The 23991-nt window shown below is 31.0% G+C and carries 12 protein-coding genes and 3 riboswitches; of the genes, 11 read left to right on the top strand and 1 reads right to left on the bottom strand.

Going from position 1 to position 23991, the window contains the following annotated elements; all coding sequences use genetic code 11:
- The first annotated feature begins 396 nt into the window (after positions 1-396).
- Positions 397-570: riboswitch (cobalamin riboswitch) on the top strand.
- A 145-nt stretch (positions 571-715) separates the two neighbouring features.
- A riboswitch (cobalamin riboswitch) is annotated at positions 716-889 on the top strand.
- A gap of 224 nt (positions 890-1113) precedes the next feature.
- The 11 genes from Q326_RS0113085 (at position 1114) to Q326_RS0113035 (ending at position 23151) form a co-directional block, all read left to right on the top strand.
- Positions 1114-2748 carry a hypothetical protein gene (locus tag Q326_RS0113085; RefSeq protein WP_026895795.1) on the top strand — a complete coding sequence of 545 codons (1635 nt, stop codon included), beginning with the start codon at positions 1114-1116 and terminating at the stop codon, positions 2746-2748.
- Positions 2749-2825: 77 nt separating this feature from the next.
- Positions 2826-8576 carry an S-layer homology domain-containing protein gene (locus Q326_RS0113080; protein ID WP_026895794.1) on the top strand — a complete coding sequence of 1917 codons (5751 nt, stop codon included), beginning with the start codon at positions 2826-2828 and terminating at the stop codon, positions 8574-8576.
- A 150-nt stretch (positions 8577-8726) separates the two neighbouring features.
- A riboswitch (cobalamin riboswitch) is annotated at positions 8727-8918 on the top strand.
- A 240-nt stretch (positions 8919-9158) separates the two neighbouring features.
- On the top strand, positions 9159-9791 hold the full coding sequence (locus Q326_RS0113075; protein WP_026895793.1) for a DUF58 domain-containing protein: 633 nt from the start codon (positions 9159-9161) through the stop codon (positions 9789-9791).
- An 81-nt stretch (positions 9792-9872) separates the two neighbouring features.
- Positions 9873-10025, top strand: coding sequence for a DUF2292 domain-containing protein (locus tag Q326_RS0113070; protein WP_205687680.1), 153 nt, complete (start codon positions 9873-9875; stop codon positions 10023-10025).
- A gap of 181 nt (positions 10026-10206) precedes the next feature.
- A complete protein-coding gene (locus Q326_RS0113065; protein ID WP_026895791.1) occupies positions 10207-16920 on the top strand; it encodes an S-layer homology domain-containing protein in 6714 nt (2237 codons plus the stop codon).
- Between the two features lie 167 nt (positions 16921-17087).
- On the top strand, positions 17088-18308 hold the full coding sequence (locus Q326_RS0113060; RefSeq protein WP_026895790.1) for a MerR family transcriptional regulator: 1221 nt from the start codon (positions 17088-17090) through the stop codon (positions 18306-18308).
- 110 nt (positions 18309-18418) lie between these two features.
- Entirely contained in the window at positions 18419-19636 is a 1218-nt protein-coding gene (locus tag Q326_RS17415; RefSeq protein ID WP_034602279.1) for an MFS transporter, read from the top strand.
- A gap of 58 nt (positions 19637-19694) precedes the next feature.
- Complete coding sequence (gene ybaK, locus Q326_RS0113050; RefSeq protein ID WP_026895789.1) at positions 19695-20174, top strand: Cys-tRNA(Pro) deacylase; 480 nt, start codon at positions 19695-19697, stop codon at positions 20172-20174.
- 187 nt (positions 20175-20361) lie between these two features.
- Positions 20362-21054 (top strand): hypothetical protein, encoded by a 693-nt coding sequence (locus Q326_RS0113045; RefSeq protein ID WP_026895788.1) that lies wholly within the window; start codon positions 20362-20364, stop codon positions 21052-21054.
- Between the two features lie 224 nt (positions 21055-21278).
- Positions 21279-21953 carry a FlxA-like family protein gene (locus tag Q326_RS0113040; RefSeq protein ID WP_026895787.1) on the top strand — a complete coding sequence of 225 codons (675 nt, stop codon included), beginning with the start codon at positions 21279-21281 and terminating at the stop codon, positions 21951-21953.
- A 106-nt stretch (positions 21954-22059) separates the two neighbouring features.
- Entirely contained in the window at positions 22060-23151 is a 1092-nt protein-coding gene (locus tag Q326_RS0113035; RefSeq protein ID WP_026895786.1) for an FAD-binding protein, read from the top strand.
- A gap of 110 nt (positions 23152-23261) precedes the next feature.
- Here the strand turns inward: Q326_RS0113035 and Q326_RS0113030 are convergent, their stop codons facing one another.
- Positions 23262-23780 (bottom strand): LysM peptidoglycan-binding domain-containing protein, encoded by a 519-nt coding sequence (locus Q326_RS0113030; RefSeq protein WP_034602277.1) that lies wholly within the window; start codon positions 23778-23780, stop codon positions 23262-23264.
- Between the last annotated feature and the right edge of the window lie 211 nt (positions 23781-23991).

The following is a 23991-nucleotide window of genomic DNA, read 5'->3' as shown; positions in this document are numbered from 1 at the left end:
ATAGAAAGCCTAAAAAGAGTAAAATATATAAGCATAAAACAGCCTCTATTCCATTTAGGAAATGCGCTGTAACCAATGGAAGAAGGGCAATACAGAAAATGCTAGGTGATAGATGTGCAAGTAACCTAAAGCTAAGCTTTTAAAGATATCGTTTCTAATAATATTAAATACAGGATATCTATGCCCTAACGGTCAGTAATGAGGATATAAAATTGAAATATAACAATGTCTAAAATAATTTCGCCCTAACGGGTGTTAAATACATAAATTTAAAACCTAAAAATCAATAGTTATTGGATGATTAAATCTAAAGAAAAATAATTGCCAACTATTACTTGACAGTAACAATTTTATGTATTGATTGACATATTTATATATATTATGGTAGTATGTACATAAGCAAGGAAATATTTGTATAAATACATTATTTAAACTATGGAATCAGGTGTAAATCCTGGACAATCGGGTTACTGTGATGTGGAGTGAACTCTATTAAGCCACTGCTTTGGCGGGAAGGCGGAGGGAACTATGAAGCTAAGTCAGAATACTTGTTTAAATAATTAAGTATTATTATTTTCCCAAGAAAAATAATATACAGGAAGTGAATAATGTGATTTTAAGATAGAGTGTATTAAAACACCTGTATTTTTTCATGGAAAATACAGGTGTTTTTGTTATATATAATAAATGTAATAGAAAATAGTTTTTCTACATATAAGCAAGGAAATATTTGTATAAATGCATTATTTAGACTATGGAATCAGGTGTAAATCCTGAACAATCGGGTTACTGTGATGTGGAGTGAACTCCATTAAGCCACTGCTTTGGCGGGAAGGCGGGGGGAACTATGAAGCTAAGTCAGAATACTTGTTTAAATAATTAAGTATTATTATTTTCCCAAGAAAAATAATATACAGGAAGTGAATAATGTGATTTTAGGATAGAGTGTATTAGGACACCTGTATTTTTTCATGGAAAATACAGGTGTTTTTGTTATATACAATAAATTCTACATAAAATTAGTCTATTTGTGCAGAAAGGGAGAGGAGGATTAGGAAAAGTAAATATTTATGACTATTAAAGAGGGAAAAATTTAAAGGGGAGTGATGGAAAGTGGTTAAAATTAGTAAAGCAAAAAACAGCAATAAGATATTTGTATTAACATTGGTGATTTTATTAATACTTATGACATTTATGCCAAATTTTACACAAGCGGCTGTTGGTGATACTGGAAATCCTATGGATACTGGTTTAATAAATTTATATTTTGGAGATCCAGATTATTCTCCTGTCCCACCAGAATCTTTGATGGTATTTGAGGAGACAGGAACAAATGAATATGATGCTGTATATATAGGTTCTAATGCCAATATATACTACCCTAATCAGCTATTGTTGGTAATTAGACCTAATAGTGGCAGCGGTAGTGTTGCAATTACAAATATGGTTGCAACAGATGTAAGTTTGAGCCAGCCTTCTGGTACTACAGGGGTGTATGATGTTAAATTAGATGATGTTACTCAACCAAAGATTGAGTTTGATGCTACTGTTGGAAGTGAAGCACAAAGTATTACTATTACCTTTCATCAACCTAAGGAAGATACTTCTGCTGGCAGTGGTATCTATGCATTCCTTCCTGCTCCTGGTCAGTTTACCAATGAAGGTATAGATACAGGGGGATGGGGAACAGTATACAATTCTGGTGCTACAACATATAAAAATATGGTAGAGCATATGGCTACCACTGGTGTTTCTTTGGGATACTTTGGTGGATATATTGTATTTGATATGGATCGTATAGATAATGATCCCAATCATCCTGGCGGGTATGATTTTGAGGTTATAGGTAATGCTTTTTCTGGAAACTCTGAACCAGGGGGGATACAAGTATCACAGGATGGAGATACTTGGTACGATATAGCAGGTTCCTTCCACTATGACGATGATATAGATTGGAACTATGAGGTCACCTATGTAGATCCATTTGATAAAGGCAGTAATGAAAGTGATAAGGCACCAATTCCATACTATATAAAGGGAAACACATCAAACACTGATCAAGTTGCTACAAATGCTTATCATAATCACAATTGGTTTCCATTATCAGACAATTATATCACAGGTCTTGACAAAGCAACGGGTCCAAACAAGCTTACTTTTGCAGAGCATAAGTCTGGTCAGGATGCTTTAGGATATACAAATACAAATACTTTGACATTGTCAGGGGTACTTTTGGGAGGCATACAAAACGGCAGTACAGCTGCAGGAGCCTTTGGTTATGCCGATGTTACACCAGGTGGAGATAAAATAGACCTTGATTGGGCAGTAGATAGTAATGGAGAACCTGTAGACCTTAGCTGGATTCGCTATGTTCGTGTGTACAATGCTGTAGCAAAGGATGTACCTCCCTTTGGAGAAATATCACCTGAAGTTAAAGGTATTCATAGTATAACAGACACATCGGGCAGTGGGTCAACTACAGCTAAACCTACAGTGACTGTTGGTGGAGTTACAGCTAACCTAAGCAATGACAGTAAGCAGGTAGTTCATATTGCTACAGGCATACAACCACTAAGAGATGTTGTTGTCACTTCAACTGCATCAAATATCTGGATTAATGGACAAAAAGTGAATTCTGGAGATCCAGTTTCTATTAATGTAGCACCAGTTGGTACAACCCTTGTTAGAGTAATAGTCCAAGACGATACAGATGAGCCATATATTGCATTGCTTAAAGTAACACGCTAGCATAATTATCTAAATAGAACAACAGCGTTACCTGCCTATGAGCAGGTAGCGCTATTTGATTAATTAGGAGGTAGAAAATGAAGAAGAGTAGATTTTCACACAAAATATCATTATTATTAGTTTTAATAATGGTATTTCAGCTAATACCAATACAAACATTTGCAGCAGATACATATGAAGTTCCTTCTCTTGCCTATGATGCTTCAGGGACTATGATTATTGATGTGCAGTGTAAAGGGCTAATGGATTATGGATATTATGCTGGTGATAAATATATGACTACGAAAATGAAAGATTATAGCGCTGAAGTTAATAAAGGAACAAATGAAATTTATTTACAGTTTAATTATTCAGGTGGTCTTTATAGTATGGTTAATAGAGATATCTATGTAACTTTTGCAAAAGATACATGGATAAAGATAGATTTAAGTGAATGGCCATTTGATTCAACTGGATATACAGATATTAATAGTAATGATGCAGATGATTATAGAAGTATGATTATTTGTGAAGATAAATCTTATGAGAATATAGGTTCTCTTCTAATCCATTATGTTGACTCACCAGAAGCACCTACTGAAGAAGTAGATAAAAGCAGTCTGGTCAATGAAATGAATCGTGTTACTGGAGATAATGTTGCCGACTGGTATCAAGCTGATGATCGCTATAATGGTAAAGAGTACCTTGGAGTTGATGGTAGTTTTTGGACTAATATGCAGACCACCCTTACTGTTGCTCAGTCTGTATATGAAGATGTATATAGTTCCCAGGAAACGGTTACCCAAGCTGTCTATGGGATGCAAAATAGCATTGGCAGTTTAATTCCAACAGTAAATCTTAATACCACAGAACTGTATGAGACTATAAAAGAGGCTGAAGAAAATCCTCCAGAGCCTTTCCTATATCCCGATTTTACCCAAGCATCATGGGATATATATTATTCCGCAGTGGAGGAGGCTCAAGAACTATTAGATTCCTTATATGATGGAGATGGAGAGGCAACAGAGCAAAATGATAGTTCAGATAGCAAAATGTTATCAGAAATAGAAGATACAATCAATAATATTGGAGCAGCAAGGGAATCCATGGACCCTCTTCTTGCAGAGGATGATACCAATGATTCCAAATTAAAATATAATACCTTAAATGATTTATTAAATGTATATAACCTAGAAAGAATAGAGGAGTCTCTTTATACTGACAATAGCTGGAGCGTTTTTCTAGATGCCTATGAAAGCACACGACAATATCTGGATAATAATTTAGCTCCAGGAGATGGTGAGGTAGGCAAAAAGCAATATGATGAAATCAAGGAACAATATGAGAAACTATGGAGGGGTGTAAACGGTCTTGAGGATAAAAGGGAGAGTATCACCGTAATTCTAAAGGTAGTGGATAGTCTCCATGCACGGTTAGATGAAGATTTAAATGATAAGGCAGGGATACACACTGTAATCCTAGAAGGTGACAACACTCTTAACACAGCCATTGATAAATTGAGAGATGAAGTTCTGTCATCTGAAAAAAATAGTATAGTTGGTACTAATGAATTCTATGCCACATCTATTAATGGAATCTTGACCACAAATGTTGATATACAAAGACGGGGCATTGGGCCATTAAAATTCAAATCTCCAGAACGTACTTCAGAACAAAAATCCCGTTACGCTGTTCAGTTACATGATGGAGATATAGTTACGCTGGCTTTCTTAGAGCAGCCTGTTAAAGCAAATTCCTCTGGAACAGGTTATGATTCTTTTATCGAAAATCAGCTACATGATTTATACAAACAATCGTCTATATTAGAAGATGGTAAAAGTATAAATGGGATTATGGAAATTGATGAAGGGCAGGAACTTAATTTGTCTACCATATATACCTTGCCCCATATTAGTACCTATTCTCTTAAGGCTAATCCTTTGTCAGGAGCTACTGTTTTTGTAAGTAAAGCAGCAGAAACTATCGAAGATATTTCACCGTCAGATATCAATACTGATATAGTCACAGGGTTAGGAGGAGAATTTAGCTATACCTTCTATTCACCAGGCTATTATGCCCTAAGTGTTTATGATCTTCGTGAGAATGATTCAGCACAAGGTTTTTCTAATGTATTTGATGGGGAGGCTCCTGGACTTACTATTGGAGATACAATATATATCCATGTAAAGGGAACATCCCCTGAGCAGCTTCAAGTAATTAAGGAGGAACTTAAGAAAGAGTTAAATGTAATCTATAGAGATTATCCAGAGAGTTTTTTCAGTACAGATGATTGGAAAGAAATCAATAACTTCTATGAAACAGGATTTGCTGAAATAGATGAAGCGATAACATTAGCGGAGGCTAAAGAAGCACAAGATAATGCTTTAAATGGCATTGAAGCAATACAAGATAAAACTATGGATGACAATACATCAAAAATGGAGGGATTCCGTGATATTCTATCGCGTTTGCCCGATGATGCTTCATTGCTAGGACAAAGAAATGCATTTTTAGCAGAAGCTTTGATTAATAGCTATGATTCTATGAGTGACTATCAAAGGAATCAATTGACTGGATTAGAGGTAGAAAAATATTCTGATATAAAAAAGGTATATGATGTAGGTCTTCCAGAGATTGAATCTTATAAATTGAATCTTGAAATTGCTGCCCACAGCCCATCAGCAAAAGCAGCAATAGAGGATATGATAGAGTATGTAAAAGCACATGGAGAGGATACAGAGCTTCTATATGAATTTAAAGTTAATAAAAGAGATATTGAAGGAAAAGATGTCTATGATTCCCACACAGCATCTGCTATAAGTGCATATCCTGACAATCGAGTTAGGTTTGTATCTACTATAGATAAATTTGCCTATTTCTTTGAGGGTGATGTAGAAGGGGACGGTTGGAAGATACTTGATGATGGAGATGTATCGGGCATATGTACTGATTTTGGCTTAGAAGAACAAATGTCTATAAAGAACAGGACTATATTAATACATGGTGTTCCATATGAGGTCAAACACATAGAGATTGGTGATGCAGCTAATATTCAGCAATATACACTTAGAGTACAGGATTCGAATTTTATGGAAAAGGGTTTAAAATATGAATCAATAGTTTTTGCTGATGAAGGATCTCAATTTATTATGCCATATCAAGATGTAACTGTAACTATTACATGGGGACCTGTAGATAGTAGCATTGACCCCGATGATAACCCTGAGCTAGCATTGGCTAAAACAAATGCTATCAACCAAATAGAAGAAGCATATTCTAATTATAGAAGTAGCAACTACACCGATGATGGATGGGTTGAGCTTACTACAGCAAAAAATATAGGCATTGATGAAATTTCAACAGCCTCAACTATAGAAGATGTAGTATTGGCAAAAGAAAAAGCAATTGATGCCATGGCTGTTGTAGAGGAAAAAATTATTGATGGTGTTATACCTGATTTTGGCGATGTAGTTGGTACAGTAGACGTATATGTTGAAAATACTACTTATTCAGGTGGTGATTTTACAGGTACAATTGTAAGAGAACGGGGTTTTGAATATGCTGAAGAGGATACTATGATGACGATAGTATTAAGGGCACTTGCTGAAAACGGTTATGGTTGGACTGGCACAGGTGGTTCAAAGCCTAGAGGTATTGATGATTATGAGATTGAGTATCTAGCCAGTATTACAAAGGATGGAAAATCCCTTGGTGAGTTTGATGGAACATCAGGTTCTGGTTGGATGGGAACATTAAATGACTTCTTTGTCAACGAAGGTTTCCAAAAGTTTTCAGTTAGTAATGGAAAGCTTTCTAGAGGGGATGAAATCCGAGTAATGTTTACACAAAATCTAGGTGAAGATTTAGGAGGTACTTGGGGAAATTCAGACACCTCCCTGGCTAAACTTAAGCTTAGCAAAGGTACTCTTTATCCATCATTTGATTCTGATATAAATGAATATACTTTGATTCTCCCATCAAATATTAAAAAGCTAAAGGTTACACCTACGGCATCAAATAGAAATTATTTGGTAAAGACCTTCTTAAATGATAGAGTTACTAGTAATAAAGAAGGAGTATCCTTTTATAAACGAACCCAGTATATACCTGTACGTTCGGGAGATTATATCAATATAGGAGTAGGAGAATATGCATGGCCGTCTATGAATAATCAAGAAACGGAGAAACGAAACTATACTGGAACATGGTACAGACTTAATATAATTACACCAGACAATGGAGCAGAACACCTTATATCACTAATAGATGAATTGCCATCAATAGGAAAAATCACACTTTTAGATGAAGATGAAATTAAAAGTATTAGAGATATTTTTGAAATACTATCTTCATCTGAGCAGTCCAAGGTAACAAATATTCAAAGGCTTGAAGATGTAGAAAATCGTATTATTTTCTTTAAGGAAATTGAAGCTGTTAAGGATTTGCTTAAAAAGATTCCAGTTACTTCTAGGGTAACCCTTAAAGATAAAGATAAAATTATGGAAGCAGATAAGGCATATAAGAAACTTACAGACAAACAAAAGCTATACATCACAGTAGGAGATGTTAAAAACTATAATGATGCAATAGATAAACTTAAAGAACTTGGAGCATTTGATTCAGGAAACGTGCCTTCAAAAATAAAAGGAAGTGAAGAAATACCTATAGAAGAAACCATTGCAGAAAACACAGTAGATATAAAAGCAGAAACTAAAATTAAAAATGGAATAGCTAATTCAAAAGTGACAACAGATCAGATAAAAGATATATTAAAAGAGATAGAGGACAGTGATATAACTAGCATTACAATCAATATGGCTAAGGGTAAAGAGATATCAAAAGCAAATATAGAAGTACCCAAAATTTCAGTAGATGAGATATCAAAGGAAAGACTTGATTTGAATCTAAAAACACCAATAGCTACCATATCAATACCTAATAAGGCATTAAAAGAAATATCAAAACAGGCAAAAGGAGAAGATATTAAAATAATAATAGATAAAATAAAAGAAGAAAAGCTCACACAACGGCAGAAATCTACAGTAAAAGAAGAAATAATATACAATATAAGTATAATGAGCAAAGAAGATAAGATATCATCATTTGGAGGAAAACAAATAACTATATCCCTACCATATAAACTGAAAGCGGGACAAAAGAAGGATAAAGTATCAGTATGGCATTTAAATGATAAAGGGGAACTGAAAAAAATAAAATCCAGATATAATGAAAAAACAGAGTTTGTAATATTTAAAACAGATCATTTATCATATTATATAGTAGGATATGACAATAGTATAAGTTTTATTGATGTAAAAGAAGATGATTGGTTCTATGAAAGTGTAATGTATGCTGTACAAAAAGGACTATTCACAGGAACTGGAGAGAAAACCTTCAGCCCAAACTTGACTATGACAAGAGGAATGCTTGTTACAGTCCTTTATAGACTTGATGGTTCACCATCCATAAATGGGTTAGGAAAATCTTTTATAGATGTCAAAGATGATCAATGGTATGCAGAGGCAATAAAGTGGACATTAGAAAGATCTATAGTAAAAGGTATAACTGATACGGAATTTAAGCCTGAAAATAATATTACAAGGGAACAGTTAGCTGTAATGTTATATAGATATGCAGAGATAAAGGGATTAAATACTGAAATAAAAGGAAATATGGAAATATTCACTGACAAAGAAAATATAAGTAACTGGGCAAGAGAAGCCATGACATGGGCTGTAGGCAGTGAATTAATGATAGGTAAAGAAGACAATAAACTTAACCCTTTAGCTAACGCCAGTAGAGCAGAGGTATCAACTATATTTAAGCGATTTATTGAAAATGTAAAATAAAGAATAGAATTATATATTAAATTTGAACAAATAGGTGTCTCGCAATAATCTAACAATTATTGTGGGACATTTCTTTGTAAAATTAATATTATCATAGTTTGGCATTACAAAGCTAAAATTTAATAATATTGACAATATTTATTGTAATGGTATAATCTAAAGTATAGTAGCTAATATAATCTAAAATAATATGATAATCAGGGAAAAAGGTGAGAAACCTTTACTGTAGTCGCAACTGTAAGCGGGGATGAATGCCATTATAGACCACTGTCATTATGATGGGAAGGTTTGGCTGTAAGATGATCCGTAAGTCAGGAGATCTGATATCATATTCTTCTATTATCCTCCGACTTAGAGGAAGGGAAGATATATTATAAATTTCTTGTGTTTAAAAGACAAACTTTTACTTAGGTGTATTATTTGTATGTATAAATAGTAGTTATTCCATTTTGTCTTTAAACCTATGGTATAGTATATCGAAAACCTTTTCCTGAGAGAAAAGGTTTTTTTATTTTGAAAAATCATGACAAAAAGTAAATAGAGACTTTCTAACATTTAAAGAATTGAAGAAGGTGAACCAGTTTGGGAAAGGGACAATCAGATATAAATATATTCATTGATATAAGTGCATCTATGGATTATGGTAATCCTAATAAATGGGATATAGCTAAATTGCTTGCACTGGAATTAGGATATACTGCTTTAAAACAGATGAATAAGCTTACTATATATGGGTTTAATCAAGATTTACAAATTCTTTGTCAATCTGTTCAAGGTATGGAATCTATTCATACAGTAGAACTTAAATTAGATTCTATAGATATATATGGTAAGACGGATTTCAATGCTATAGCACAGGTAAGGGATTATAAAAAGGGTATTACCTTTGTTATATCTGATTTATTTGGTAAAAATCTTGAAAATATTTTAGACAGTTTATCTGGAGATGACCAAGAAGTTGTAATAATTCAAGTATTAGCTCAAGAAGAAATAATCCCAGATTTTCTAGATGAATTTAAATCAATAAAAATGGAATCAGGATATGATAGATTAATAGATATGAATGACAGAGTAAAAAAAATATACACCGAAAAAATAGGAAACTTCATAGATGAACAAAAAAAGATTTGTAGCATTAAAAATATTAGATATGTGTTGATAACTAATGATATATCTCCTACAAAGATTATGGAAAAGGTATTGGTAGGAGTTTAATATACAAATTAGATGATTATATACTTTGTATATAACTATAAGGCTAGTTATTTTTAGAATAGCATAAGGGGGCTGAAGATAATGGCTATGCCACAAACAAAGCTTTATTTAAATGCTAAAGAAAGAAATCTCATTGAACTTATTAGAAAAACAGGATATGGAGAGTTAAAGATAGTAGTACAGAATAATATCCCTATAAGGGTAGAAGAAGTTAAAAAATCAATTAAATTGTAAAATGAAATCAAATGCTGACTAGAAAACTAGAGGCGTTTCTATTTAGATGGAGATATCTTATATCTTCATTTAAATGGGACGTCTTTTTTTATTTAACATAAGGGGGGATATTATGGTTTGTTTTATTTTTTAAAGTAAAGCGTTTAATCATTTTTATACATATTATTTGAGGGGGTCAAAGATGAAAAAGTACACTAAGATAGTATCAATATTATTAGTATTTACATTGCTGATGACATCTTTAGGAACAGGATTATTCAGTATATCAGTAGTAAGAGCAGAAAAATTAGAATCTGAATTTTGTTTGGATAAGACAGAAGTAACAACGGGAGAAACTGTGACAGAAAGTGTGTATCAATCTGGCTATAAAGGTAACAAAGAAGTTGAAACAGAAAAACCCATTAAATTGACAGTTGCACCTGACCAGACATTACAACAAAGAACCCAAAAGGTTATTGATGAATTAAAGGATTATTACAAGGATAAATCTAAATATGATTATTTAGAGGCATTAGCAGCAAATAGAGTAGAGATAGATAATACAATTATAAAAGACAAACTTGATATAAAAGAGCCAAACTTTGATACTGGATGGAATGGTTCCGAATCTGAAGATTATGCTAAAGCTATAATGGGATTAATAGCAGCAGGTCAAGATCCAAGAGATTATAATGGGAAAGATCTAGTTAGCTATTTAGCCAATGCTCAGACAGAAGAAGGTTATTTTTATCCCAGTGGATATTATTATCATGAAAGTGATGAAAAACAAGCTGATTATATTGCAAATTCAGTAATTGCATTAGATATGGCTGGGGCTTACTATAATAGTACTAATGCAGTTAGGGCATTAATGGATACGTTTTATATTGATGGGGATAGTGCATATGTAGTTTATTCATCATGGTCAAATAAACCTCATATTGAGAGAACTGCAATATCTCTCATAGCTCTTTCGAATTATGAAAATGAAGAAGGAGTGGCTAAATTACTTGAAAAAGGGAAAAATTATCTAAAACAACAGGCAAGTGAATGGAATGAAAAAACACAGTCAAATACAATCTCCTATACAATACAGGCATTAGTAGCAATGGGTGAAGATATAACAGCGGACAATTGGTTACAGAAAGATAAATATGGCAATAGTGTTTCCATGATAGAATCATTACTATCATATAAATTAGGAAATGAATTTAAAAATTCTATTAGTAGTAGTTATACTGATGATGAGGCAACTGTATTGGCATTTATTGCAAATATAGATGCTAATAAATATAATTCCACTTATGAAGAATTGAAGATAGAAGTTGGAGAACCTGTGAAAGTAGAGATATCGTCAGAAGATGATAAGAAAAAAGTAAAATCAGGGAAATCATTACAACTTAAGGCTAAGACTTATGATAACAACGGAAATTTTGTACCTAAACAAGAATTTGTTTGGAACTCTGATAATCTATCTGTTGTAGAAATAGATCCAAAAACAGGTTTAGTTAAGGGAATTGCACCTGGTACAGCTAATATTACAGTTCAAATAAAAGATTTTGATATTAAGGAAACAATAGCAATTGATGTTATACCAGTAGTCCCAAATAAAATAGAAGTATCTATAGATGATAATCTATCTGAAATAAAAGTAGGGGAAAAAGTTAAAATAAACGCTGTTGTATATGATGTAGATGATGAAATCATAGAAAACTCAAATATTGAATGGACTATTACTCCAGAGGAATGTGCAAAGGTAGATGAAAATAGTATACTTACTGCATTAGATGAGGGACAAGTAACTATTACAGGCAAGGCATCTAAAGGCTCTAATGGATATATATCTTCGGATGTTAAACTTGATATATTTATAGGAAAGAGCGATGAAGATAAAATAAAAGAAACTATAGATGAAGTTAAAGAATATTTTAAGACTAAGGATAATTATGATTTTATTACTTCATTGGGATTAAGACATGCTGGAGTTGAAGTATCTGAAATAGTTAAAAACATAAATATATATGGAAGTAGCAATCTTCATAATAATGGAAGAAATATAATGAATCTAATAGCTGCTGGAGAAGAGCCTAAAGACTATAATGATAAGGACTATATTTCTCTTATAACAGTAGCAAAACCAGAGTTTTATAAAGAAAGTGATATAGGATATATTGCTAAAGCTATAGTGGCCCTTGATATGAGTGGAGCAGAATATAGTAAAGAAGCAGCTATAAAAGCACTTTTAGGTAAATTAAACAAAGATGAGGATAAGTATTATGCAAAATCTTATTCATCACCAGATAATGCTGCTACAGCTTGGACGCTTATAGCATTATCAAATTATCAAGATTTTGAAGGCGTAAAAGCTATAATTGATGGTATAAAGATGTATTTTAAAAGTGTACAGGGACATAATGGTTTGATAGAAAATTGTGAAGATACATCTTTAATTGTTCAAGGCATAATTGCTTTAGGAGAAGATCCTTTAGCAGATAAATGGGTACAATATGATAAATATGGAAATAAGATAACATTGCTTGATGGTATATTAGCTTGTAAAAGAGGTAATAGATTTAAACTTAAACCTGAAAATAGTTCTGCAGGATACAGTACAACTCAATATGCTTTAGCAGCATTAGCCGATTTATACAATGGTAAATCTATGTATCATCAATTAAAATATGTTGTAACTAGTCCACCAGAAAAGGTGAATATAGAACTAGAAAAACAAGAAATCCTTATAGGAGAAGAACTACAAATTGAGGCTAATGTATATGATAAGGATGATAATTTAATTAAAGATATAGAATTAATTTGGACATCTTCGGACCCATCAGTATTGAAGGTTGAGAATGGAGTTGCAATAGGATTAAAGGCTGGGGAAATTGATATAAAGGTTGAGTTGAAAGATAATAATAAAATATTTGATGAAAAAACCATAATAATTAAAAATGCTGAAGATATAAGTCTTAGAGTCAAAGCAGCTTTAAACAAGTTAATTGATTTTTATGAAAAACATAATTCTTTTGACTATATGGCAACTTTATCAGTAGAACATATAAGAGATGATTTCAATGTAGAAAAATTGCAAGTGAAAGACAATTTGAGGTTATATACTAAAGATTATGCTATTCATTATGCAAAAAATATTATGGAAATAGTTGGGGCAGGAGAAAACCCAAAATGTTATTTAATTAAAGATAGTGATGGAAATATAAAATATAATAATTATGTTAAATTACTTGTTGACAGTCAGAGGAAAAATGGAGAATTTATAGTTAATGAGACAGGATATAAAGATAGCATTGTAAGTCAATCTCTTTCAATAATGGCATTAGATATGGCCAATGGGAGATATGATGAAAAACAAGCTGTAAATAGACTTTTGGAAATGTTAGGAGATAGTAAATATGAAAAAGATGGGCTTTATACAGAAGTAGAAACAAAGGCATTGGCAATAACGGCATTATCTAGACATAAGGATATAGCTGGAGTTCAAACGGCTATAGATAAAGTATTAAAATATATAAGATTACAACAAAATGGAGATGGAGGATTTAACCATAGTGGGTATGAGAATAACCCATTTGCTATTGGTACAGTACTTCAGGCGTTGATTGCAAATGATATAGACCCGTCTACATGGGTAAAAAATGGTCATACGATGATTGAAGTATTGTTAGATCGTCAGATTGAAGATGGAGGATTTGAATATAATGAGAACCCTGAGGGCACTCCAGAAGAACAAATATTTTCAGATTTTAAATGCACTGAAACTGGATTTGCAGCATTGGCAGATGTATACATGGAAACTTCTATGTATCATGATATTGGAAACAATGAAGAGATACAAAATATTTTAAATGAGGAAATAGAATTTTTAAAAGAACATTATGTTTTTAAAAGACAATTTGAATTTGTAGCAGCACCAGCGGCTAATTTGGTGGGAATGGACATAGATTTATTACAAAATCATATTTTCAGATATACAAAAACAGATAGTGCTTGGCAAATATCAAAGACTATAATTTCTCTTATAGGTTCAAATTTAGATCCTAGACATGATGTAATAAGCGAAGATGAGGTCAGAAATTATGTTTATGAGTTGAAATCTTCTCAAGTTATGGATGGAGAAAATAAAGGCGAGTTTATATTAAAAACAAGTAAACGTGGTGATAGGAATTCCATTGAAGTATTAGCCATGTCCATTATGGCATTAGATATGGCAGGAGCAAAATATGATGAAGTTTCTGCTATAAATAGATTGATTGAAATGGTACATGCAAAAGATTCTCATACCTATACAGAGGTTCATACGGAAGCACTAGTTCTTACTGCATTAGCAAAACATAAAGATATAGATGGAGTCGAAGAAGAGGTAGATAGACTCATCAGTTTCCTTAAAGAAAAGCAAAATGAAGATGGTGGTTTCGATATAAAAGAAGGTTGGAAGCAAGGTAAAAATAGTACATTAGCTACTGGAAGGATAATCCAAGCCCTTATTGCTAATGATATTAATCCACTATATTCAAAAGAGTGGATTAAAAATGGGAACACGATGGTAGATGCATTGTTGAAGAGTAAAATAATTCGCCAAAATAGACCTGAATTAAGTGGTTATTCTAAAGGTGAAGATGATGAATTTGCATACTATGGTTCTACATATACAGTATTTGCAGCATTAGTTGACTTATATAATAATGAATCTATGTTTAAGATATTGGCACTTGAATATGAAGAAGAAGGAGAAGCAAAAAAGATTGAAATAATTCAATCGAAAAACCCTATAATATATTTAGGAAAAACAGTTCAATTAAAAGCAATAGTATATGACAAAGAAAATAATACATTAGAAAATGCCAAAATGGAATGGATAAGTTTAAATGAAGATATAGCTTCTGTTGATAACGGTTTTGTAAAGACTAATGGTATTGGACAAGTAGATATTATAGCAAGGGTAAGAGATACGGATATACAAGACAAAGTAACTATAAGTGTAACTAATAGCAATATAGGAGAAATAAAGATTGAACCTAATATAGAAAAGATAGATTTAGAAGAAACTACAAAATTAACTGCAAAGGTATTGGATGATCAAGGAGAGATTATAGAAGGAAAAGAAATAAAATGGGAGAGTTCTAATAAAAAAATTGCGACAGTAGATATTAAAAGTGGTGAAGTTATACCAGTAGCAAGGGGAACAGTAGAAATAAAAGCTATTTTAGTAGAAAATGAAGATATCTTCGGAACAATTAAAATAGAGATTATAGAGCAAATAAAGGAGACACTTGATGTATATACTGCTATAATTACAGAGCAAGGAGAAGAATATGATATAAAGTCTAATCCGAAGAAAGTCACAATCAATACTAAACAACATAAAGCAGGTCTGACGGCTTTGGGTGCACTACAGGCTACTACTGATGAATATAAAATGTCAGGGGTTATGGTTACATCTATATATGGAATAGAAAATAAAGGCATGGGAGGTTGGATGTATTCCGTAAACGATGAAGTACCTGATATTTATTCTGATAAGTTAGCAGTGAAATCTGGAGACAAAATAGTGTGGTTTTATGTATTAGATGGCATGAAATATAGAAAACCAATTTGGTCTGAATTAATAGAAAATGATGATAGGGCGCCAGAAATAGAAACAAATTTAGTAAATAAAACAGTAAAGAAAGAGATATTTGAATTTAGCATAAGTGTAAAAGACAATTTAGATGGAGAAATAATACCAGAAGTAAAATTAAACGGAGAAGGAATAGAAGGAATAGAAGGGAAATACAAAATAATCTTAGTAGAAGGGAAAAATACAATAGAAATAAATGCAGTAGATAGTGTAGGGAATAAAGTAAAAGAAACTTATACAATAACATACAAAAAAGAAGAAGACGATAATAGTGGTTCATCATCTGGAAGAAGCAGTTCTGGAAGAAGTAATTCTAAACCTAGCGGAGAAAAAATAAGCTCCACCAAAGGAGGAACAGTAGAAAAGCACGGAACAACAATAAAAATACCAAAAACAGCAATAGACAAAAATATATATGTAAAAATATCAAAAGTAACAAACACATCAAAACTAAAGACAGAAAAAAGACAAAAGATAATAAGTAAAGTACTAGAAATAACAAAAGACAAAAAAGGAAAGTTTGACAAATCAGTAATAATAGAAATGACATTTGACAAAGAAAAAGCAGGTAAAGAAAAAATAAGCATATACTATTACGACGAGAAAAAAGAACAGTGGAAAGAATTAGACAATGTAAAAGTAGACTACAAAAAAGGAAAAGTAACAGGAGAAGTAGAGCACTTTACAAAATTTGCAGTACTAGCTACAGAGGAAGCAGAAAAAGAAACAGAAAACATAGAAATACAACAAAAACAAAAAATAAACCTAACAGATATAAAAGGACATTGGGCAGAAAAATATATCAAAGCATTAATGGAAGAAGGAGCAATAAAAGGATATATAGACAGTACATTCAAACCCAATAAAAATATAACAAGATCAGAATTTATAGCAGTATTAGTAAAAGCATTAGATTTAGAAGCAAAACCAGGAATAGAATTCAAAGATACAAAGGGACATTGGGCAAAGGATATAATATCCACAGCATCCTATCATGGAATAGTATTAGGATACAAAGACGAAAGATTTAGGCCAGACGAAAACATAACAAGAGAACAAATGGCAGTAATAATAGCAAAGGCAGCCAAACTAGAAAACACAGAAATCAAAAGAAAATTCAAAGACAGTAAAGAAATATCAAACTGGGCAGAAGAAGCAATGGAAAGAGTAATAGAAAAAGGGATAATAACCGGATATACGGATAACACAGTAAGACCAAAAGACAAAGCTACGAGATCCCAAGCAGCAACAGTTATATTTAAGGCTATGAATATTAAATAGATACAAATATAAAAAAGCAAGGGCTAACTAAGTTACATTACATGAGTTGGCTCTTGTTTTTAAATTATAAATATACAGGTAATCTAAAGGACATTAAAGAATATATAGTAATAGTAAATTCTATATATTTATAGTTCACTTATATCAATTGTTAAAGGGGAGAAAATATGAAGATAGGGAAATTTGCTTCAAAAAATAATGTGACCATAGACACCATAAGACATTATATGGATTTGGGACTTATAATACCAGAGAAATTGGGGGGACACTATGATTTTGATGATAGGTGCCAAGAAGATTTTAAAGGGATAGTAGAGTTTAAGGATATGGGATTTACGTTAAATGAAATCAAATCTATTTTTATGTTTAAAAGATTGGGTAAATTAAACTATGTACAAGAGAGGGCATATCGAAAGTCATTTTTTGAAGATAAATATAATGATATAAAAAACAAGATTAGGGAATTAAACATGGCAAAAATAAAATTGGAAAAAAAGATTGAAGAACTATCTATTGATTATAGACATGAAAAATTTAAGATAGGAGTAAGTTTAAATATTATTAGTAATATCAAATGCATAAAATGTGGAGGAAAAGTGGTATTACATAAGGGAGAAATATATGATAATCAGATTATAAATGGAGTTATCCAGTGCAGAAATTGTTCCAATATTTATAAGATTGAAGATGGAATATTGTTTACAGAAGAAATAAAGGGTCACAATAAATATAATGGAAATTTAGATATAATAAAAGAATATATGGATTATACAGCATTAGAATATCTAGAAAATGTATATAAGGGTTTGGAATGGACACATAGGAAGATAGATTTTACACAACTAGAAAACAAAATTATACTGGAGTTGGGTACGGGAATAGGTTTTTTACTTAGATATATATACAATGATTTACCTAGCCAGTCTACATATATATCAGTAGATAAAGATATAAATAGTCAAAGATTTCTAAAGAGTGTTTTGGAGCAATCTAGTGTGAAAAAAAATATATCATTTATAAATGGTGACTTTTTAAATATGCCTATAGCTAATAGGTCTTTAGATGTAATAATAGATTATTCAGGTACTAGTAATTATAGCTTTGATCATGAAGACTTCTTACTACATTCAATAGATAAACTGGTCAAGAAAGATAGTTATTTGATTGGGGCGTATATATTATTTGATAAGTTTAATTTCAATAGTTTGATAGAGACTAAATATAGAAAGAATTTTATTTTAAAAAATATTAATCAAGAAATAGAAAAATTAAATTATAAAATAATATATCAGAAAATAGGAGATACAGTTAGAAGAGGTGGAAAATATGAAAATTATTTTGCAGAAGGAGAAAGGGTATATACTTATATAATTTTGGGGAAAAGATAGTGTTAACCTCACATTCTTCTGTATTCTTATAGAAAAAATATATATTTATATGCTTTATATGGTCTATACCCCACTATCTATAATGGAATTAACGGATAGGGGGTAATTTTATGAAGAAATGTAAAAGGGATTTTTCAAATATTTTATTGTTTACAATAGGTAAAACTATATCCCTTATGGGGTCATCACTATATACATTTGTAATAGGACTATATATTTTGAGGGTTACAAATTCAGGACTGTCATTTGCTACTACATTAGTATTAGGGTCAGTACCTTTGATACTTATAGGGCCATTGGCAGGGATATTGTCAGATAGGTTGGACAGAAAAGTATTGGTGATTTCTATGGATATATTAAATGGAGTGTTATTGGTACTTTTATATTTTATATCATGCAAATATAATCTAAAGGTATGGATGATTTATGTCAGTACATTTATGACCACGGCAATTGCTACAGTATTTAATATTTCTATTGAGGCAGCAAAACCAAATATGGTTACAGAGGAAAATTTATTGAGAATAAATTCCATAAGTAAAATAATAGAATCTATATCAACCATATTAGGGCCTGTATTAGGGGGGATGTTATTTTATATTATTGATATGAAAATTTTTATACTAATGAATGGCATATCATTTATTATATCTGCTATATTGGAAGGATTTATTGATTTTAGAGTCTATAAAAAAGATGAGGATTCAATGGAGATGAATTTAATAAATGATATAAAAACAGGATTTAATCATCTGATAAAAAGTGAAGCATTGATGTCGGCTTTTATCAAACTATTATTCATAAATTTTTCATTGGGATTATCTATATTCATACCTATACCTTATGTATTAACTAATATATTTAAACTTGATTCTAAATACTTTGGAATAGTACAGGGTTTTATGCCTTTGGGTATGATAATTGGTGCCATATTGATAAACAGGTTTGAGCCAACAAAAGGCTATGGTTATATGATGAAATTATCAATTAATGGTATTTTAATTATAATAATTTTAAGCTCTGTTCCAGTATTACCTTTAAATTTAATATATAAAATAAAGCATATACTGATATATTATAGCTGTATTATGTTAGTATTGGGATTAATAATATCATTCATAGATATACCTCTTTTATTGATATTACAAAGGCATGTAGTTGATAAGTATAGGGGCAGAGTTATGAGCTTATTTATAACTATGGTAAAAATAGTATCTCCTATTTCATTTATTATATCGGGAATACTCATTGAAACTTTACAACCCTATAAGGCGATATTGATAGGAGGATTTATACTGATGGGTTTTATATTTAGGCATTTAAGATAATTAGTATCTTTATGATATAATCTAAGAATATCTATACATTATAAATGGAGGTTTTTTTATGGCAAATTCTAAGACTAATGCTATGAGAATATTAGATGCTAAGAATATTTTATACGATACATCTACATATGATAAAAAAGATGGGAAAATTGACGGCATATCAGTAGCACAAAAAATAGGTAAAGAGCCTGAGAAGGTATATAAGACCCTTGTAACTGAAGGAACAACTGGTGAAATATATGTATTTGTGATACCGGTTAAAGAGGAATTAGATTTGAAGAAGGCAGCAAGAATAACTGGTGAAAAGAAGATAGAAATGATTCCTGTGAAGAATATACAAAGGCTTACAGGATATATTAGAGGTGGATGTTCTCCAATAGGAATGAAAAAAGATTATAAGACATTTATAGATATAAGTGCTCAGACAATAAAAGAAATTATAATTAGTGCTGGCAAAATAGGCATTCAAATAGAATTGAATATTAATGATCTTTTATATATAGTAAATGGAGAGTTACAAGATATTATAAAAAGATAGATGAAGTAGAGATTAATTCTATATATTGTCTATCTTTTGGTTATTCATTGGATGAAAGTATTGTAACAATATTTAACGTATTTGTAATTTTTAATGAATATTTTGTAAAGTTGTTGTAATGACTTTAAAGATAAGTTTATTTATAATATATACTGTATAAAATATTTAAATATATGGAGGTATAAAAATGAAATTGAGAAAAAATATTATATTTTTATTATTGGCATTGATGGTCTTGTTAGCAGGATGTGGTCAAGGCTCTCAACAAAGTAGTGATGACCAAGATGCTGAAAATACAGAAAGCAATGTATCAGTTGAGGATGTTAAATACGATATTTCAAAGGAATCGGTGGAGGTAAAAGATAAAAACATAGAGATTTTCTATCCAGAGGTAGTAGACTATCCAGGAGAACTTCTTATGGGATATATGAATCAAAGCTTAAAAGAGATAGCAGATATATACTCTGATAGCACATCTTATTCAAATGTAAGTATAGACTATGAAATAGGTAAGATGGATGATGATATATTGAGTGTTATATTTAGAGGAAGTGCCAATATGGAAGGTATAGGAGATATTAATATATTAGATAGTGTTAATCTAGATGTGATATCTTCCAATGAGATTGAGTATGATAATTTTATAAAAGAAGATAAAGAAGATAAAGTTAAAGAGATATTAGATGAAAAGTTAAAAGATATGGGAATGGAAAATGGATTGGAAGCAGAGGGTATAAGGATATATTTTAAAGATGATAATGTGGTATTCTATTATATGCCACTAGATGATAGTGCAAAGGAATTTGTAGAGGTATCTGTACCAATGACTGAGATAGAAGACTATACAAATGAAAGTTTTGGAGAGGCTCCTGTTAACTAGAAAGGTAGGATAAAAGGGTCAAACTATACTAATATAGATTGACCTTTTATTGTTATGTACAAATATATTTGTTAAATAAGTAAACAGTAGTGTGCAGTAAAAATCTGTATTTTTAGATAAATTAGCTAAACATTTTGAATATATATGCCGAACATTAATATAGATATAATTTCATAAAGATAAATTTAGGCTTAAAAATTATCTGTAGAAAAGAGGTATAAAAAATGAGAATATTCTCCATAAAAACTAATAATAATCTATCAAATATTAATAGTCCGATGGACAAACAAATAAAAATGCTAGAGCAGCAAAGAACGAGATTACAAGAGAGAATACAAAAGATTAAAGAGGGGGACAGCTCTAAAAAAATAAAGGAGGAGCTTATAAAGCCTTTAAATGAACAAATAGAACAAATAAAGGTGCAAATACAGCAAAAACGATTGGAAAAGATAAAACCACAAAAGAAAGCTAACAAGAAAAAGGCAAATGCGGATAATGAAGTAAATAGAAAAGATAAAGGTAATATTAAAATTGATAACACCTTAAATTTAATTAAATCAGATACAGATTATTCTCAATTAAAAAATCTCAGAGGGGTTAGTGAGAATTTATCAGGCAGGGCAAATATTTTAAGAATAGAGGCTAAATTAGATGGCAGTCGTGGGAATAGTAGCAGTGAAAAATTAGTGAAGGCTAATAAACTTGAGACAAGGATAGGTAACATAGAGAAAGAGATATTAAATAAAAGTAAAGATATTCAAAAGACATTGAATACTGAAGATGAAAAACACCAGTATAACAAAAGTGAAGAAGATGAAAAGATAGAGTTCACTAAAGATGAAAGAGGTAAAGCAAATAATAAAGAATACTCAAAGAAAGGACTAAATGTTTTAGTTTAATAAAAAATAAACAATTAAAAAGACCTTTTTGGCATTCAAGATTGATATTTACAATGTTTATTTATAATGTGTTATAATTATAAAAACTGAAATGGGGAAGTCAGAGATGTATGATATAGCTATTGTTGGCAGTGGTCCTGCTGGCTCTACACTTGCAAGGCTTATAGGTAAAAAATATAAAGTTTTATTAATAGACAAAAGACATTTTACACAAGAATATTCACACAAATCATATGAAAAATGTTGTGGTGGTCTACTGGCACCAGATGCACAGAAGATACTTGCAAAATTAGGTCTTGGGATACCAAAGGATGTAATGGTTGACCCACAAATCTTTGTAGTAAGAACTATTGACTTATATAATAAAATCGAAAGGTTTTACCAAAGATTTTACTTTAACTTAGACAGGGAAAAATTTGATAAATGGTTGTTATCTTTAGTACCATCAGAAGTGGATATTAGAAATGGTTGTATTTTGAAAGATTTTGATAAAAACGATAATTACTTTAATATAAAGATATATGATAGTAATACCAAGAAAGAATATACTGAAAAGGCAAAAATATTAGTTGGTGCAGATGGGGCATCTTCACTTGTTCGTAAGAAGGCCTTTAGAACCGATGATATTTCAAGATATATTTCAGTTCAAGAATGGTTTAAAGTAAAGGAAGCTATGCCTTATTTTTCTGCCATATTTGATCCCACTATAACAGATTTTTATTCATGGACAATTCCTAAAGGGGAATATATGTTAGTTGGTTCAGCATTAAATATAGATGATAATCCTATTTCTAAATTTAAGTTATTGAAGAATAAATTAGATTCGTATGGATACAATCTATCTAAAGTTACTAAAAAAGAAGGTGCATTTATTTTAAGACCATATAAGACAAAAAATATATGTACTGGCAATAAAGACATTGCATTAATAGGTGAAGCAGCAGGTTGGATTAGTCCCAGTTCTGCTGAAGGATTTAGCTATGCCTTTCATAGTGCATATATATTAGCTGAGAGCTTGAAGCATGGACTAGATGGATTTTCTACCCGTTATAATAAAGGATGCAATAATTTAAAAAGAAATATTATTTTAAAGAATCTAAAGTCACCTGTTATGTATAATAAGATATTAAGGAAAATGGCAATGTCATCTGGAATTCAAAGTGTTAAACTTTTCGATTCTAATATTTCTGATACCTAAGAATTATTAGAATATATGAACAGAATGTTAATATAAAAGATGGGATAAGACATCTATAATTCTTATCCCATCTTTTATATTTTTTGAAAAATTAAAACTGATAAAGTTTTTTATACAGGTACTTCTTCTGGTAAACAGATAAGTCTGCCTTCAACAAATTCACCAGGAGCCATTTCAGGGTTTAATATCAATATATCAGTGGCAGAAACCACAAATTTTTCTGCTATGCTCGATAATGTTTCATTTTTTTTGATTATATAGGTTCTGTTTGGGCATGGTTTGCTTGGCTCATATGGTGGTATACATATTCTTTGACCTACCTCTAGGTTTTCTATATCAACATTAGGATTTGCTTCTTTCAATGCATTATAAGAAACATTATAAGCAACGGCTATGGTTAGTAAAGTGTCCCTTTGATTTACTGTATGAATTGTACCATTTGGACACTGTATTGGGGGTTCTGGAACACATATAGTTTCGCCAATTCTTAGATAATATGGATTAACATATGGATTTAAAGTTATTAATATTAGAGGAGTCGTGTTATATTCTAATGCTATTTTATATAGTGTATCCCCTGGCTTTATTGTATACGTTATAGTTCCTCTAGGGCATCTCCTTCTAGGCATTTTTATAACCCACCTTTCTTTTATTAGGTAATACTATAATATGCTTAAAGAATGAAAAGTGATATTCAATATAAGGACAAAAAATATTTATATGATTATGATAGAATAGAATTGTAAAAGTAAAAAGGAAGTTAGTAGATATTAGTAAGAAGTTAGTAGTTGATGGTATAAGCAGAGAACCCAAATCTTTATTATGATTTGGAGTGAATCG

Source organism: Clostridiisalibacter paucivorans DSM 22131, from assembly GCF_000620125.1.
Classification (GTDB): Bacteria; Bacillota; Clostridia; order Tissierellales; family Clostridiisalibacteraceae; genus Clostridiisalibacter; species Clostridiisalibacter paucivorans.
Note: the sequence above shows the minus strand (reverse complement) of the source record. Positions and strands in the feature narration are given on the sequence as shown.